Here is a 15,220-nt window from a genome sequence, read left to right on the forward strand (position 1 = left end):
TGAGAAAGTGTCGGTGCGACCTTGTGCCCTCAGCGCCGACTGCGACGCCAGCTGCACAGCACGCTACTTGCAAGTTGCCCCGAGCGGCCGCATAAACCCATCCATGACCCTCGCCGAATCCATGAACCCGGTCCTGGACGGTTTTCATCCCGCCGTCAGCGCCTGGTTCGAGCGCACCTTTGCCGCCGTGACCACGGCCCAGGCCCGCGCCTGGCCGTTGATCGCCCAGCGCCGCTCGACCCTGATCGCCGCCCCCACCGGCTCGGGCAAGACCCTCACCGCCTTTCTCGCCGTGATCGATGACCTGGTGCGCCAGGGCCTGGCTGCTGGCGGCCAGTTGCCGGACGCCACCCTGGTGGTCTACGTCTCGCCGCTCAAGGCCCTGAGCAACGATATCCAGATCAACCTGCAGGAGCCGCTGGCCGGCATCACCGAACAACTGCGTCTGATGGGCCTGCCGGAACTGTGCATCCGCACCGCGGTGCGCACGGGCGACACCCCGCAGAAAGAACGCAACGCCATGCGCAAGAGCGCGCCACAGATTCTCGTCACCACCCCGGAATCGCTCTACGTGCTGCTGGGTTCGGACTCCGGACGCAAGATGCTGGCCAGCACCCGCAGCGTGATCGTCGACGAGATCCACGCCCTGGCCGGGAGCAAGCGCGGCAGCCACCTGGCCCTGAGCCTGGAGCGCTTGCAGGCGCTGTGCGCCGAGCCCCTGTTGCGCATCGGTCTGTCGGCCACGCAGAAACCCATCGAGGCCGTGTCACGTTTTCTGGTGGGGCATGCGCGGCCTTGCGACATCGTCGACATCGGCCATGCCCGCCCCCGGGACCTGGATATCGAAGTGCCCCCGGTGCCGCTGTCGGCGGTCATGGCCAATGACGTCTGGGAGCTGGTGTACGAACGCCTCGCCACCCTGAGCCGGGAACACCGCACCACGCTGATTTTCGTCAACACCCGACGCCTGGCCGAGCGGCTGGCCCGGCACCTGAGCGAACGCCTGGGCAAACAGGCGGTGGCCGCGCACCACGGCAGCCTGGCCAAGGAGCAGCGCCTGGAGGCCGAGCAGCGGCTCAAGGCCGGGGACCTGCAAGTGTTGATTGCCACCGCCTCCCTGGAGCTGGGCATCGATATCGGTGATGTCGACTTGGTGTGCCAGATCGGCTCGCCGCGCTCGATCTCGGCCTTTTTACAGCGCGTCGGGCGCTCCGGCCACCAGGTCGGCGGCACCCCGAAGGGCCGGTTGTTTGCCCTGACCCGGGACGACCTGATCGAATGTGCCGCTCTGCTGGACTGCGTGCACCGCGGCGAGCTGGACAGTCTGCTGATTCCCCATGCGCCGCTGGATGTGCTGGCCCAGCAGATCGTCGCCGAAGTCAGCTGCCAGGAATGGCCGGAAGGAGCGCTGCTGGACCTGCTGCGCCGGGCCACGCCGTACGCCGACCTGGATCAGGCCCACTACCAGGCCCTGCTGCAGATGCTTGCCGAAGGCTTCAACGGTCGCCAGGGCCTGCGCAGCGCCTATCTGCATCGCGATGCCCTGACCCGCACCCTGCGCGGCCGTCGTGGGGCCAAGCTGACGGCGGTCACCAGCGGCGGCACCATTCCCGACAACGCCGACTACAGCGTGCTGCTGGAACCTCAGGGCCTGAACATCGGCAGCGTCAACGAAGACTTCGCCGTGGAAAGCATTGCCGGCGACGTGTTCCAGCTGGGCAACACCTCGTATCGCATCCTGCGGGTGGAAGCCGGCAAGGTGCGGGTCGAGGACGCCCAGGGCCAGCCGCCGAACATCCCCTTCTGGCTCGGTGAGGCCCCGGGGCGCAGTGCCGAGCTGTCCAGCGCCGTGGCCCGCCTGCTGGCGCAACTCGACGCCCTGCTCGGCGCGACGCCGGGCCAGTTGCAACCGGCCATCGACTGGCTGCAGCAGGCGCTGGGGCTGAACCGCGCCAGCGCCGAGCAACTGGTGGATTACCTGGCGCCCGCGCGCCTGGCCCTGGGCGCCCTGCCGTCCCAGGACACGCTGATCATGGAGCGTTTCTTCGACGAATCCGGCGGCACCCAACTGGTGATCCACAGCCCCTTCGGCAGCCGCATCAACCGCGCCTGGGGCCTGGCCCTGCGCAAGCGTTTCTGTCGCACCTTCAACTTCGAACTGCAGGCTGCCGCCAGCGAGGACGCCATCGTTCTGTCGCTGTCTACCAGCCACAGCTTCGCCCTGGATGAAGTCTGGCGGTATCTGCATAGCAACAGCGCCGAGCACATCCTCATCCAGGCGCTGCTGGACGCCCCACTGTTCGGCGTGCGCTGGCGCTGGAACGCCGGGATCGCCCTGGCACTGCCGCGCTACAGCGGCGGGCGCAAAGTGGCGCCGCAGATCCAGCGGATGAAAAGCGAAGACTTGATCGCCAGTGTGTTTCCCGACCAGATCGCCTGCCTGGAAAACCTCGCCGGCGAACGGGAAATCCCCGATCACCCGCTGGTGGAACAGACCCTCGACGACTGCCTGCACGACGCCATGGACAGCGAAGGCTGGCTGCAGCTGTTGCGGCGCATGGAACAGGGTCAGGTGCGCCTGCTGAGCCGCGAGTTGCCGGCGCCCTCGCCCCTGGCGGCGGAAATTCTCAGCGCCAAGCCCTACACCTTTCTCGATGACGCGCCTCTTGAAGAGCGCCGCACTCAGGCGGTATTGGCGCGGCGCTGGAGCGACCCGCAAGCCACCGACGACCTTGGCGCACTGGATGCCGACGCCATAACCGCCGTGGCTGAAGAGGCGTGGCCAAACCCGGCCACGGTCGATGAAATGCACGAAGCCCTGATGAGCCTCGCCGCCATCAGCGAGGCTGAAGCCCAAGCCAGCCCCCAGTGGCCGCAATGGCTGGCAACCCTGGCAGCCCAAGGCCGTGCCTGCCGCTTGCCGGTGGGCCCCAGTGAACAGGTATGGCTGGCCCTGGAACGCATTACCTGCCTGCAAGCCCTGTATCCCCAAGCGCCTGTGCAGCCGGCCCTGAAACCCGTACCCGGCTTCGATCAGGCCTGGGACCCGGAACCTGCGCGAGTGGAACTGATTCGCGCGCGCCTCAGCGGCTTTGCCCCCCAGACCCTGAGCCAGATCGCCGCCCCCCTGGGGCTGCCTCCCGGGCAAATCACCCAGGCCCTGGTCCAGCTTGAAACCGAAGGCTATGTACTGCGGGGGCGCTTCAGCCCCGATTGCCAAGAAGAACAGTGGTGCGAACGCCACCTGCTGGCACGAATTCACCGCTACACGGTCAAGCGCTTGCGCCGGGAGATCGAACCGGTGGCCCTGCAGGACTTCATGCGCTTCCTGTTCGACTGGCAGCACCTGTCCCCAGGCACCCAGGGCCAGGGCAGCGCCATGCTCGCCGAAGTGGTCAGCCAGCTCGCAGGCTACCCGGCGGCGGCCTCAGCCTGGGACAGCGACCTGCTGCCGGCGCGGATCAAGGATTACTCCGCCAATTGGCTGGATGAGCTGTGCCGCAGCGGCAAGGTGGTCTGGAGCCGGATCAACAGCACGGGCAAGACCGCCAGCAGCGCCCTACGCAGCACGCCGATCGTGCTGCTGCCACGCTCCCAGGCCGCTCTCTGGAGCGCATTGACCTGTCCGGCCGACAGCCACGAGCTCTCGCCCAGGGCGCAGAAAGTCCACAGCGTACTGAGCCAGCAAGGCGCTCTGTTTTTCGATGAGCTGCTGCACGAAGCCCACCTGCTGCGCAGCGAACTGGAAAGCGTGCTCCAGGAACTGGTGGGCGCCGGCCTGGTGAACGCCGACAGTTTCGCCGGGCTGCGCGCCCTGATTACACCGGCGAGCAAACGCCAGAACCGCAGCAGCCGACGAGGTCGCGGGGCCTTTGTCGGTGGCATGGACGATGCCGGACGCTGGGCCTTGCTGCGTCGTTCAGCGACTCAAGACTCGACAGCCACCCTGGAACAGGTGGCCATGACCTTGCTGCGCCGTTACGGCGTGGTGTTCTGGCGACTGCTGGAACGCGAGGCGGACTGGCTGCCCAGCTGGCGCGAACTGCTGCGCACCTTCCATCGGCTGGAAGCCCGGGGAGAGATCCGTGGCGGGCGCTTTGTCAGCGGTCTGGCCGGCGAGCAGTTCGCCCTGCCGGAAGCCATCCCGCTGCTACGGGAGGTACGCCGCCGGCCCCATGACGGCAGCCTGATCGCGGTGTGTGGCGTGGACCCGCTGAACCTTGCCGGCACCCTGCTGCCCGGGCCCAAGGTGGCGGCACTCAGTGGCAACCGCCTGGTGTATCGCGACGGCCTGCCCGCCGCGGCCGAGATCGGCGGCACCCAACACTGGTGGCTGGAACTGGAACCCGAGGCCGCCCAGGCCCTGCGCAACAAACTCATCCAGCACTGACCCTCCCCTGCGGGAGCCGGCATGCTGGCAGAGGCGGCAGCGTCAATCCCCGGCCATTGCCCGGTCTTCCCAACAGCTACAGGGCCGGGCTTTACCGCTGCCGGGTCTATTGCCCTCGATTGGCGGCACTGGGAGACACACCGAAACGGTTGCGGTATTCGCTGGGGGCCAGGCCGGTGATTTTCTTGAACAGGCTGCGAAAGGTCGCCGGGTCCTGGTAACCCACGGTCCAGGCGATGTGATCGATGGTGCCGTTGGTGAACTCCAGCATCTCCCGCGCCTTGCCCACCCGCAGGTGCTGGCAGTACTGGGTCGGTTTGAGGCCGGTGGCGGCGCGGAAACGTCGCAGCAGGGTGCGCTCTTCAAGACCCGCCTGTTGCGCCATCGTCGGCAGCGACACATCCACCGCGCCATTGGCCTGCAGCCAGTGCTGCAACTTGAGGATCGCCCCATCACCATGGTTGAGGATCGGCGCGAAATTGCTACCGCACTGGCTGGCGCTGTCGCTGTGCTCCATCACCAGAAAACGCGCCGTGGCACTGGCGATGCTCGGCCCCAGCAGGCGGTCCACCAGGCGCAGTCCCAGTTCGGCCCAGGCCATCAGCCCGGCCGTGGTGATCAGGTCGCCATCGTCGACTATGGGCTGGTCAGCCTCCAGGCGCACCTGTGGATAACGGGCGGCGAACGCCTTGGCCGAAGTCCAGTGGGTGGTGGCGCTGCGGCCATCGAGCAGGCCACTCTCGGCCAACAGGATCGAGCCCACACAGACCCCGCCAAGCGTGGCGCCGGCCGCATGCTGCTGGCGCAACCAGCTCACCAGGGCAGAGGACGACTGGTTTGCGGAAAAACCTGCCAACGAAGGCGGTATCACCACGGCCAGTAGCTTGCCGCTCTCTCCCTCCTGGCTGTCATAGATCCGCCGTGGGCCTTGTGCCTCAGAGGCTTGCCAATGGCTGACCCGCAACCGCGGCAGTTGCGCCAGGGGCTGCTCACCGGCAATCCGATTGGCCACTTCGAACAGATCGGTCAGACCATGCACTGCCGCCATCTGCACCCCGGGATAAAGCAGTACGCCCAGTTCGGCGACCGAGCCTTGAATGCCCACTGTCAGTTTTCCCCCTGTTAATGTCGATGCGGCCAATCCTCCTGGGAGCAAGGGCCACCGATACTGGGCCCCAGGTTATCCACTCACTTGGAGGCAACACCCATGGCCAAACAGGCGCTCATCGTAATCGATATCCAGAACGACTACTTCGCCCACGGCAAATGGCCCCTGGTCGGGGTCGACGCAGCGGCGGACAACGCGGCAAGGCTGATCCAGGCCTTTCGCCAGAAGGCGCAGGCGGTGGTGCACATCCGCCACGAATTCACCTCCGACAGCGCGCCCTTTTTCACCCCAGGCTCCGAGGGTGCGCACTTGCACCCCAAGGTGCTGAACCGCGCCGACGAACCCGTGGTGCTCAAGCACTTCGTCAACTCGTTCCGGGAAACCGAGCTGCAGGCGATCCTCCAGCAACAGGGCATCGATGAACTGGTGATCGTGGGCAACATGAGCCACATGTGCGTAGAGGGCACCGCACGGGCCGCTGCCGACCTGGGCTACCCGGTCAAGGTGATACACGACGCCTGTGCCACCCTCGACCTGGAGTTCAACGGCCAGCGAGTAGCGGCGGCGCAAGTACAAAGCGCGGTGATGTCGGCCCTGGCATTCGCCTACGCCGATGTCCTGTCCACCGAAGAGTTCCTCGCGGCCTGATCGCTTGCATTCTGCGCCGACGATGGCGGTGAGCTCAGCCTCACCGCCGTTTGTGTCTGGGCAGACAGGCATGCCCCAGACAGATATCAACGGGCAAGGACGCCACACCGCCTGTTGTCGCCAGCAAGACAACTTTCCGAACTACTTACGAATGATTCTTGTTATTCAGGCTAATTGTTAGTTGCGACCAAACTCTCGTCGCCACAACTCAAAGCGGTCAAATAAATGGCGCCATTAACAATGATCGACATTCAATAGCTAACTAATGGAAATGTTTTAACCCCCGATTATTTCAAATCCTGCCTTGAGCTTTACCAAGAGTCGCTTCGCGCCTAATAACATCAACACTTATAAATCTCAGTGCTTACTTCTTACGGTTACCTCTAATTCAATATAGCCAAAGCGAATAATACATATAACAAAAAACAAGCTCACCTATCACAGGACTCCCCACCCCCGGATTCATTGCCCTTAAAGCCAAGCAACAAGGTTGCACCACGTCCCTGGGGAGGGTGTTTGCAACAGTATCAACAGCAGAACTCGATACTTTCCCAGCGCGCCAGAAAAGAGCCTTGCGAGCCACTTCAATCACCTTACTTGCAAATCCAGCGGCCTTGGCTAAGTTGATAGCTACTCGCCACTGAAGTGCTCTTCAGCCGCCAGAAAACCAATAAAAAACTGTCGAGGAACTCAATAACCGGACGCCCCCGCCTGCCCCAGCTGAGACTGACACGGAATTAGTCATATTAATCAAGAGGGATGCTTGATGAAGCGCAGTTCATTGCCTCGAGTTTTTTCATTCAAGGGTGCGGCCGAAAATTACTGGCTCTCGTTAGTGCTGTTTTCGATCCTGGTGGTCGCAAGCTTCCTGCTGTTTGAACAACAGATCCAACAGTTGCTGAATCACCTTGGCAACTTCCTCCCTTCCGATCCCGTGCAACGCACCAGCCTCGCTCTGCTGCTGGTCACCCTGCTGGCCCTGGACGTGCTCTTGCCGGTGCCTTCCAGCCTGGTGGCGCTGCTGGCCGTTGCGGTTCTGGGCGCCGTTGGCGGCTATCTGGTGATTTTCATCGGCCTGTGCCTGGGAGCCTGTCTGGGCTACTGGCTGGGGGCCGGCTACTTTCGCCTGCTGTCCAACTGGCTGGGGCTCAGGAGCTGGCAGCCGGGGCAACTGGCCTATCGCCTCAGCACCCTGTCGCTGATCTGCCTGCGCGGAGTTCCAGTGCTGGCAGAGACCTCGGTGCTGGCCGCGGGCATGCAGCGTTATCCACTGCGCCAGTTCCTGCTGGTCACCACCCTGGCCAATGCCGGGCTGGCCCTGGCCTACGCCGCCATCGGCAGTTTGCTGGTGGAGCAGAACGCACTGCTGGCGACCATTCTCGCCAGCATGGTGCTGCCGGGGCTGGTCCTGGGCGCCCGCAGCCTGCTCAAGCCTCGCGCTGCGCAGCCGCCGATGGAGCAAAACCATCCTCTGGAAGGACGCTTCGAGGTGAGCTACCACTACCCGGTGCTGTTCACCGATCACATTTTCCAGGCCGACAATCCCTGCCTGCACCGGCAACTGGTCCACGCGCAACAGGGACGCACCACCGTGCTGGTGTTCATCGATGAACAATTGCTGCAGTGCTGCCCACAACTGCCGCAACAGATCGACGCCTATTTCAGCGCCCACGCCGCCGACCTGCATCTGCAGGCCGCACCGATCCCGGTGCCGGCGGGCGAACTGAGCAAGACCCCGGACGTGCTCCAGCAGTTGTATGCCCACATGCTTGAACACGGCCTGGACCGCCATTGCTATGTGCTGGCCCTGGGCGGCGGCGCGGTACTGGACGCCGTCGGCTATGCCTGCGCCACCTTTCATCGGGGGATGCGGCTGATCCGCATCCCGACCACGGTGCTGGCCCAGAACGACGCCGGCATCGGGGTCAAGAACGGCATCAACGCGTTCGCCCAGAAGAACCTGCTGGGCGCCTTCTACCCGGCCACGGCAGTGATCAACGACTTCCAGCTGCTGCTCAGCCTGTCGCCCCGGGACCAGATCGCCGGGCTGGCCGAAGCGGTGAAAGTGGCCGTGATCAAGGACGCTGCATTCTTCCAGTGGATGGAGCAGCAGGCCGAGGCCCTGGCGAGCTTTGAACACAGCGCCAGCCGCTACGCCATCTTCCGCTGTGCGCAATTGCATCTGGGCCATATCACCGGGGCCGGCGACCCCTTCGAACGGGGCAATGGCCGCCCCCTGGATTATGGGCACTGGGCTGCGCACAAGCTGGAGAACCTCAGCCAGCACCGCTTGCGCCATGGTGAGGCGGTGGCGGTGGGCATGGCCCTGGACGCGCTCTATGCCAATGCCACCGGCTTGCTGAGCCATGCTGAAACCCAGCGCCTGTTGCAGCTGCTGGACAAGCTCGGCTTCAACCTGTGCCCGCCGGAGTTGCGGTTGCAGGATGCCCAGGGCCGCTCCCTGGTGCTGCTGGGGCTGGAGGAGTTTCGCCAGCACCTGGGGGGCCAGTTGTCGATCCCGATGCTCAACCGCCTGGGCCAGTCCACCGATGTGCACCACATCGAACTGCCGGTCATGGAGCAGGCCCTGCTGCGTCTGAGCAGTTTCGGTGGGCCGGACTTCGCCTGGACCGAAGGCTGCGCCCAATGAGCCACTCCTCCCTGACCACCTGGCTGACCCTGGGCCGGGTATCCAACCTGCCGACGGTGTGGACCAACGCCCTGGCCGCCGCGTTGCTGGCCAGCAGCGCCACCACCCTGGCACCGCCCTCGCCACTGGTGTGGACCCTGCTGCTGGTGGCGCTCTCGGCGCTGTACCTGGCCGGGATGCTGCTCAACGACCTGCTGGATGCCGATTGGGACCAGCAACATCAGAACCCGCGGCCGATTGTCCTGGGCCTGGTCAGCCGGACTCAGGTCAGCCTAGCCACCGCTGCCCTGTTGCTGCTAGCGGCGCTGTCGGTACTGGGCCTGAGCCACCTGATCGCGCAGCCCCATTGGCTGCTGGCCAGCGCCGGCTTGCTGCTGCTGTTCATCCTGGCCTACAACCTGCTGCACAAAAAATACCCCCACAGCGTCTGGCTCATGGGCGGCTGCCGCTCGGCCCTGTACCTGACCGCCGCCGCCAGCCTGGCCATGCCACCGCAGCCGCTGTGGCTGTGTGCCGCGCTGCTGGGCACCTACATCGCCGGCCTGACCTACCTGGCCCGACTGGAGCATCGCAACCAACTGCTCAGCCGCCTGCCGCTGCTGCTGATGCTCAGCCCCCTGGCCCTCGCCGCTTACGCAGACAACGGGGTGTTCTGGCTGGTCCTGCTGCTGTGGCTGGGCTGGTTGGGCTGGCACTACCGGCGTCATTTGGCCAACCCGCAACAGCGGCAGATTCGTGCCTTTATCGGTGCCGGCCTCGCCGCCCTGCCGTTGTTCGATGCCCTGGTGCTGGCCCTGGCCAATCAACCCCTGGGCAGCCTGCTGTGCGTGCTGGTGTTCTTTCTGCTGCCCCACCTTCAACGCTGGATCAAGCCGACATGACCATGGACGTCACTTTCCCCGCCTCGCTCCCGCTCGTCATGCGCCATGAGGCCTTTGCCGAACGCCGCCGCCAACTCGACGACCAGCTCGACGACGAGAACCGCCGCTGGTGGCTCGCCGCCCTGGAGCAACTGGCCAGCCAAGCGTCGGCCAACACCCTGGTGCTGCTCAGCAGCCAGTGCAAGCGTCGCTTTGGCAACGCCGAGGTCAGCGCCAGCCCAGGCTGGAACCGGACTCAACTGGCCCGCGCCTTGCTCCTGGAGCAACTGCTGGAACAGCAGGCCGGCGGCGATCAACTGGCCCTGCTGCGCCAGCTGTTTCTGTGGGGCGACGACCAGGAAAAAAGCGTGCTGCTCAGGGTCCTCGACGACCTCGACACAGAGGGTCGCAGCCTCGAACTGGCGCTCCAGGCAGGACGTACCAACAACCGTGAAGTGTTCGCCGCCCTCGCCCTGGACAACCCCTTTCCCGCTCGCCACTACCACGACCGGGCCTTTCACCAGTTGCTGCTCAAGACCCTGGGCATGGGCCTGGACAGTGGGCGCATCGAAGGCCTGGCCCAGCGCCACAGCGTCGACCTCAACCAACTGGCCCTGGAGCATATGGAAGAACAGTTGGCGGCGTTCCGCAGTGTCAGCGACGGGCTGCCCCATGCCATCGCCTTCGAGCTGTTGAGCCAGGCCCAGCGCCAACGCTTGCGCCACCTGTGCCAGCAGCGACGACTGCCACCGCACTGGCTCCAGCACTTGCCACCCGACGCCTGATTCGACACCGGCGCACCCACTCCATTTTCTCTACCACTGCATCAGGGACTCACCATGCCGAAGTACTTCGACCCGCACATTCATATGGTCAGCCGCACCACCGACGACTATCAGAACATGGCCGCCGCCGGTATCACCGGGGTGATCGAGCCGGCCTTCTGGCAAGGCCAGGCGCGCACCAGCGTCGGCAGCTTCATTGACTACTTCGACACCCTTCTGGGCTGGGAGCGCTTTCGCGCCAGCATGTTCGGCATTCACCACTTCTGCACCATCGGCCTCAATCCCAAGGAAGCCAATGACCTGTCGGTGGCCAACGAGGTGCTGGAGATCCTGCCGCGCTACCTGGTCAAGGACGGTGTGGTAGCGGTCGGCGAGATCGGCTACGACGACATCACTCCCGAGGAAGAACGCTTTCTCGCCGCGCAACTGGAGCTGGCCAAGCAGTTCAACCTGCCGGTGCTGGTGCACACCCCACATCGGGACAAGATCGGCGGCACCAAGCGCACCCTGGCGGTGATCCGTGAAGTGGGCATCGCCGAGCATCTGGTGATCATCGATCACCTCAACGAACTGACCCTGCCCCTGGTGCTGGACAGCGACTGCTGGCGCGGGCACTCCATCTACCCCAACACCAAGATGTCGGAGCAGCGCATGGTGGCCCTGCTCAAGGAGTACGGCACCGAGAAGATGGTGGTCAACAGCGCCGCCGACTGGGGCATCAGCGATCCGCTCAAGGTGCCCAAGACCGGCCAGGCCATGCTCGCCTCCGGATTCAGCGAGGCTCAGGTGGAACAGGTGCTGTTCCATAACCCGGTGGATTTCTTCGCCCAGAGCGGACAACTCGACAAGCAACAGGTGAGCACCCCGCTGCCCATCGATCAGCGTCGCCAATGGCAGGACAACTCCGCCCTGCGCGGCCAGGAACCGGTGGTCAAATGAGCGCCCGGGCCGGTTGGAGCGCCGCGCAGATCGGTTACTGCAGCAACGTGCACCCGGCGCGGGACGTGGCCGGCCTGGAAAGTTCGATCCTCCAGCACTTCCAGGGGGTGCGCCGCCAGCGTGGCCTGGCGGTGCAGGACAGCGGCCTGTGGATCAGCGCCCAGGCGGCCGCCGAGCTGCAGCAGCCCGCAGTGCGCGAATCCTTCCTCGGGCTGTTGCACGACAGCGGGATGCGCCTGACGTCCCTCAACGGCTTTCCCTACGGCCAGTTCCATCAGGGTGCGGTGAAGGCCGAGGTCTACCGACCGACCTGGGCCGAACCACAACGCCTGGAGTACAGCCTGCAACTGGCGGAGTTGCTCGCCGCCGCGCTGCCCCTGGACTGCCAACAGGGCGTGATTTCCAGCGTGCCCCTGGGTTATGCCGCCCTTTGGGACGACGCCCAGCAACAACAGGCCGAGGCCCAGCTGTTGCAGTTGACTGCCGGGCTGGCCAGCCTGCATCGACGCAGCGGCAAGAAGATCCTGCTGTGCCTGGAGATGGAGCCGGACTGCGTACTGGAAAACACCGATCAGGCCATCGCCTTCTTTCAGCGCTGGAAAGCCACCGACCCCCACCATCAATACCTGGCGCTGTGCTTCGACGTCTGCCACCAGGCGGTGGTCTTCGAGGACTGTTACCAATCGCTGCAACGGCTGCTGCAGGCGCGTATTCCGGTGAGCAAGATCCAACTGTCCAATGCACTGATCTGTCACTTGCCGGTGACGGACCTGGCACGCCGCGAGCAGGTACTGCAGGCCCTGGGCAACTTCGCCGAAGCCACCTACCTGCATCAGGTGAAGGCCCGTGACCGCAAAGGCCAACTGCTGGCCTGGGCCGACCTGCCCAAGGCACTGCAGGCGGTGGAAGCGGTGCAGGGCCAGTGCCGCGAGTTGCGCATTCACTTTCACGTGCCCTTGTTCAGTGAACAGTTCCTGTTGCCAGAGCTCAACGGCAGCCAGCAGGCCCTGATGCGCACCTTCGACTTTCTCGCCGCCCATCCGCAGTGCCAGCCGGTGCTGGAAGTCGAGACCTACAGCTGGAACGTACTGCCCGGCACCCTGCGTCCGGACACCGAACAAGCCCTGCTCAAAGGCATTGCCGCAGAGCTGCAGTGGGTTGAACAACAGTTGCGCCAGCGGCAATTGCTGCATGGGCAATCGTCCCCCATGGAGGCGCCAGCCCATGCCCTCTGAAGCACTGCGCCAGCCCCTGCTGCTGATCAACGTGGTCGGCCTGACCCCCAGCTTGCTGGGCCCGGCCACGCCGCGGATCAACGCCCTGCTGCAACGGGCCAAAATGGCCCGGCTGCGCCCGGTGTTCCCGGCCGTGACCTCGACGGTACAGGCTTCGATCCTCACCGGCTTGCCACCTTCGCAACACGGCATTGTCGGCAACGGCTGGTATTTGCGCGATCAGGCCGAAGTGCGCTTCTGGCTGCAGCCCAATGCGCTGATCCAGGGTGAAAAGGTCTGGCAGACCTTGCAACGTGAGATCCCCGGCCTGCGCTGCAGCCAGCTGTTCTGGTGGTTCAACATGTACGCCGAGGTGGATGCCGCCATTACGCCACGCCCCCACTACCCGGCCGACGGGCGCAAGATGTTCGGCCTCTACTCGTCACCGCCCGGGCTGCACGAACGCATCGAACGGCAGATTGGCGAGTTTCCCTTTCCGGGCTTCTGGGGCCCGGCGGCGGGCATTGCCTCCAGTCGCTGGATCGTCGACTGCGCCATCGCCGAGTTCCAGATCAGTCGCCCCGACCTGCAACTGATCTACCTGCCGCACCTGGACTACAGCCTGCAACGCCTGGGGCCCGAGCATCCGTCAATCAGCGACGAAGTGCGGGCCATCGACCATGAAGTCGGGCGCCTGCTGGACTTTGCCCAGCAACAAGGCGCGGCGGTGATGCTGGTTTCCGAATACGGCATCGAAGCGGTGCAGCAATCAATCTCCATCAACCGCGTGCTGCGGGAACAGGGCCTGCTGCAAGTACGCCGTTCCCTGAGTTGGGAGCTGCTCGACCCCGGCGCCAGTGCCGCCTTTGCCGTGGCCGACCATCAGATCGCCCACGTCTACGTGCGCCAGCCCAGGGACATTGCTCGGGTCAAGGCCCTGCTGCAGCGCCAGCCGGGCATCGAGCAGGTACTGGATAAAACCGAACAGCGGGCCTGGCAGCTCGATCACCCGCGCAGCGGCGAGCTGGTGGCGGTGGCCGCCCCGGGCTTCTGGTTCGATTACTACTACTGGTTCGACGACCGCCTGGCCCCGGACTTCGCCCGCACCGTGGATATCCACCGCAAGCCGGGCTATGACCCGCTGGAGCTGTTCATCGATCCGGCGATCCGCTTTCCCAAGCTGCGGGTCGCCCGCCGCCTGCTGCAGAAGAAGCTCGGCTTTCGCTACTACATGGACCTGATTCCCCTGGACACCCGACTGATTCGCGGCAGCCACGGACGCTTGCCGAGCAACGATGAGGTGGGACCGCTATTGATCACCGATTGCGATTTACCACTGCCGGAGCATCTGCCGGCCACTGCGGTAAAGCACCTGCTCCTAGAGCATTTCCTAGGGCGCCCCTATGACGACACGGCTCAAGCCAAGGAGATTCCATGCGGCGAACCATCCCTATAGCGGTACTCAGTGTGTTGAGCGGTCTCGCTCAGGCACAGAGCCCGAACACCTTCGATTGCAACAAGTTCCTGACCTTCGCAGACGACCCCACGACCACTCTGGCGACGTTCAAGCAGAGCCCGGAAACCATGGCCTGGAACTGGTTTGTCTGCCTCAACCAGCCGGATGCCAGCCATAACAACAATCGGGTCTGGGAAACGTTCAAGCCTTCCGATCAGGTTTACCTGTTGAAGGGGGCCGAGCCCCTGCCCTACTCCGACCATGAAAACCTGCCGAGCGAAGTCCCGGAACTGGCACAAAAGCAGGGCATGGACCCCAAAGGGCTGTTTCAGTTTCTCGGCAACGACATGCCAGGCAGCCCGCAGAACGGTATCCAGCAGGTGGATGGCCTGGCTTTGAAAATGCGCAGCGGCCCACCGGTGCCACCGTCGAAAAACGAACAGTTGGTGCGCTTTCACCTGTTGATGGGCGAGGACACCTTCAACTACATCGTCGCCAACAAGATCTACAACCGCGATGGCCTGGCCAAGCTCACCAGCAACCTGGACTTCCCGGACACGGCCTGGGAGCTGAAAACCTCCTGGTTCTGGATCGGCACCGACCAGGACTTCAAGGCCCTGTTGACCCAGGACGGGTACTACATCTCCCAGGCCTATTACGTGGACAGCACGGGCCAGTATCAGGTGGGCTACGCCGCCCTGAGCGGCATGCATGTGATCAACAAGCTGACCCCGGACTGGGTCTGGACCACCTTCGAAAACCGCAACAATCCCAAGTACACCGTCACCAATGACACCCCACCCAAGCCGATGACCAACATCACCGGCCCCACCGAGGCGGCCAAACCGGTGAACACCAGCTTCCAGCAGCAGTATTCGAACCTGGCCCAGTACGAACTGATCGGGGTGCAGTACGACCAGAACCTTGCCGAACCCAAGCTGCTGGCCAACTCCCAGCTGGAGTCGGCGTTCCAGGGCAGTTCTTCATGCCTGGCCTGCCACAGCACGGCGGCCTATTCGACGAAGAAGAACACCTTCTTCTCGTTCAACATCGACCACACAGGCGGAATCCTCTACCCCACCAGCGTACTGCCGGACAAAGACTTCATCGGTTATCAAAAACTGGATTACGTCTGGTCGCTCAAACGCGCCCAGTGGAAACGCTAAGGAG

10 protein-coding genes are annotated in these 15,220 nt (G+C 64.3%); 9 read left to right on the forward strand and 1 reads right to left on the reverse strand.

What is annotated here, in order from left to right; all coding sequences use genetic code 11:
- The first annotated feature begins 103 nt into the window (after positions 1-103).
- Complete coding sequence (locus Q8O96_RS26630; RefSeq protein ID WP_305949736.1) at positions 104-4,390, forward strand: DEAD/DEAH box helicase; 4,287 nt, start codon at positions 104-106, stop codon at positions 4,388-4,390.
- A 106-nt stretch (positions 4,391-4,496) separates the two neighbouring features.
- On the opposite strand, the gene Q8O96_RS26635 is transcribed toward Q8O96_RS26630, so the two are convergent.
- On the reverse strand, positions 4,497-5,438 hold the full coding sequence (locus tag Q8O96_RS26635) for a GlxA family transcriptional regulator (RefSeq protein WP_243433865.1): 942 nt from the start codon (positions 5,436-5,438) through the stop codon (positions 4,497-4,499).
- A gap of 159 nt (positions 5,439-5,597) precedes the next feature.
- Here Q8O96_RS26635 and Q8O96_RS26640 point away from each other — a divergent pair, with 159 nt between their 5' ends.
- From Q8O96_RS26640 to Q8O96_RS26675, 8 genes are all read left to right on the forward strand, one after another.
- Positions 5,598-6,146, forward strand: a complete 549-nt coding sequence (locus tag Q8O96_RS26640; RefSeq protein WP_102865276.1) for a cysteine hydrolase family protein — start codon at positions 5,598-5,600, stop codon at positions 6,144-6,146.
- A 766-nt stretch (positions 6,147-6,912) separates the two neighbouring features.
- A complete protein-coding gene (locus Q8O96_RS26645; protein WP_250330469.1) occupies positions 6,913-8,796 on the forward strand; it encodes a 3-dehydroquinate synthase in 1,884 nt (627 codons plus the stop codon).
- Entirely contained in the window at positions 8,793-9,677 is an 885-nt protein-coding gene (locus Q8O96_RS26650; protein ID WP_102865274.1) for a UbiA family prenyltransferase, read from the forward strand. Before Q8O96_RS26645 ends, Q8O96_RS26650 begins: the two co-directional genes overlap by 4 nt.
- Positions 9,674-10,441, forward strand: a complete 768-nt coding sequence (locus tag Q8O96_RS26655) for an EboA domain-containing protein (protein WP_102865273.1) — start codon at positions 9,674-9,676, stop codon at positions 10,439-10,441. Before Q8O96_RS26650 ends, Q8O96_RS26655 begins: the two co-directional genes overlap by 4 nt.
- A gap of 54 nt (positions 10,442-10,495) precedes the next feature.
- A complete protein-coding gene (locus Q8O96_RS26660; RefSeq protein WP_305949737.1) occupies positions 10,496-11,380 on the forward strand; it encodes a TatD family hydrolase in 885 nt (294 codons plus the stop codon).
- Positions 11,377-12,615: a metabolite traffic protein EboE gene (eboE, locus tag Q8O96_RS26665; protein WP_305949738.1), complete on the forward strand. Its 1,239-nt coding sequence runs from the start codon at positions 11,377-11,379 to the stop codon at positions 12,613-12,615. Before Q8O96_RS26660 ends, eboE begins: the two co-directional genes overlap by 4 nt.
- Complete coding sequence (locus Q8O96_RS26670; protein ID WP_102865270.1) at positions 12,605-14,050, forward strand: alkaline phosphatase family protein; 1,446 nt, start codon at positions 12,605-12,607, stop codon at positions 14,048-14,050. The genes eboE and Q8O96_RS26670 overlap by 11 nt, the downstream gene beginning before the upstream one ends.
- A complete protein-coding gene (locus Q8O96_RS26675; RefSeq protein ID WP_250330465.1) occupies positions 14,029-15,216 on the forward strand; it encodes a hypothetical protein in 1,188 nt (395 codons plus the stop codon). The genes Q8O96_RS26670 and Q8O96_RS26675 overlap by 22 nt, the downstream gene beginning before the upstream one ends.
- The last annotated feature ends 4 nt before the right edge of the window (positions 15,217-15,220 follow it).

The sequence above is a fragment of the Pseudomonas sp. LPH60 genome, from assembly GCF_030718165.1.
Classification (GTDB): domain Bacteria; phylum Pseudomonadota; class Gammaproteobacteria; order Pseudomonadales; family Pseudomonadaceae; genus Aquipseudomonas; species Aquipseudomonas danubii.

Coding starts and splice junctions, on each gene's coding strand:
- Q8O96_RS26630 (WP_305949736.1), top strand. CDS start 104: ATGACCCTCGCCGAATCCATGAACCCGGTCCTGGACGGTTTTCATCCC.
- eboE (WP_305949738.1), top strand. CDS start 11,377: ATGAGCGCCCGGGCCGGTTGGAGCGCCGCGCAGATCGGTTACTGCAGC.
- Q8O96_RS26645 (WP_250330469.1), top strand. CDS start 6,913: ATGAAGCGCAGTTCATTGCCTCGAGTTTTTTCATTCAAGGGTGCGGCC.
- Q8O96_RS26650 (WP_102865274.1), top strand. CDS start 8,793: ATGAGCCACTCCTCCCTGACCACCTGGCTGACCCTGGGCCGGGTATCC.
- Q8O96_RS26675 (WP_250330465.1), top strand. CDS start 14,029: ATGCGGCGAACCATCCCTATAGCGGTACTCAGTGTGTTGAGCGGTCTC.
- Q8O96_RS26635 (WP_243433865.1), bottom strand. CDS start 5,438: ATGGCGGCAGTGCATGGTCTGACCGATCTGTTCGAAGTGGCCAATCGG.
- Q8O96_RS26670 (WP_102865270.1), top strand. CDS start 12,605: ATGCCCTCTGAAGCACTGCGCCAGCCCCTGCTGCTGATCAACGTGGTC.
- Q8O96_RS26640 (WP_102865276.1), top strand. CDS start 5,598: ATGGCCAAACAGGCGCTCATCGTAATCGATATCCAGAACGACTACTTC.
- Q8O96_RS26655 (WP_102865273.1), top strand. CDS start 9,674: ATGACCATGGACGTCACTTTCCCCGCCTCGCTCCCGCTCGTCATGCGC.
- Q8O96_RS26660 (WP_305949737.1), top strand. CDS start 10,496: ATGCCGAAGTACTTCGACCCGCACATTCATATGGTCAGCCGCACCACC.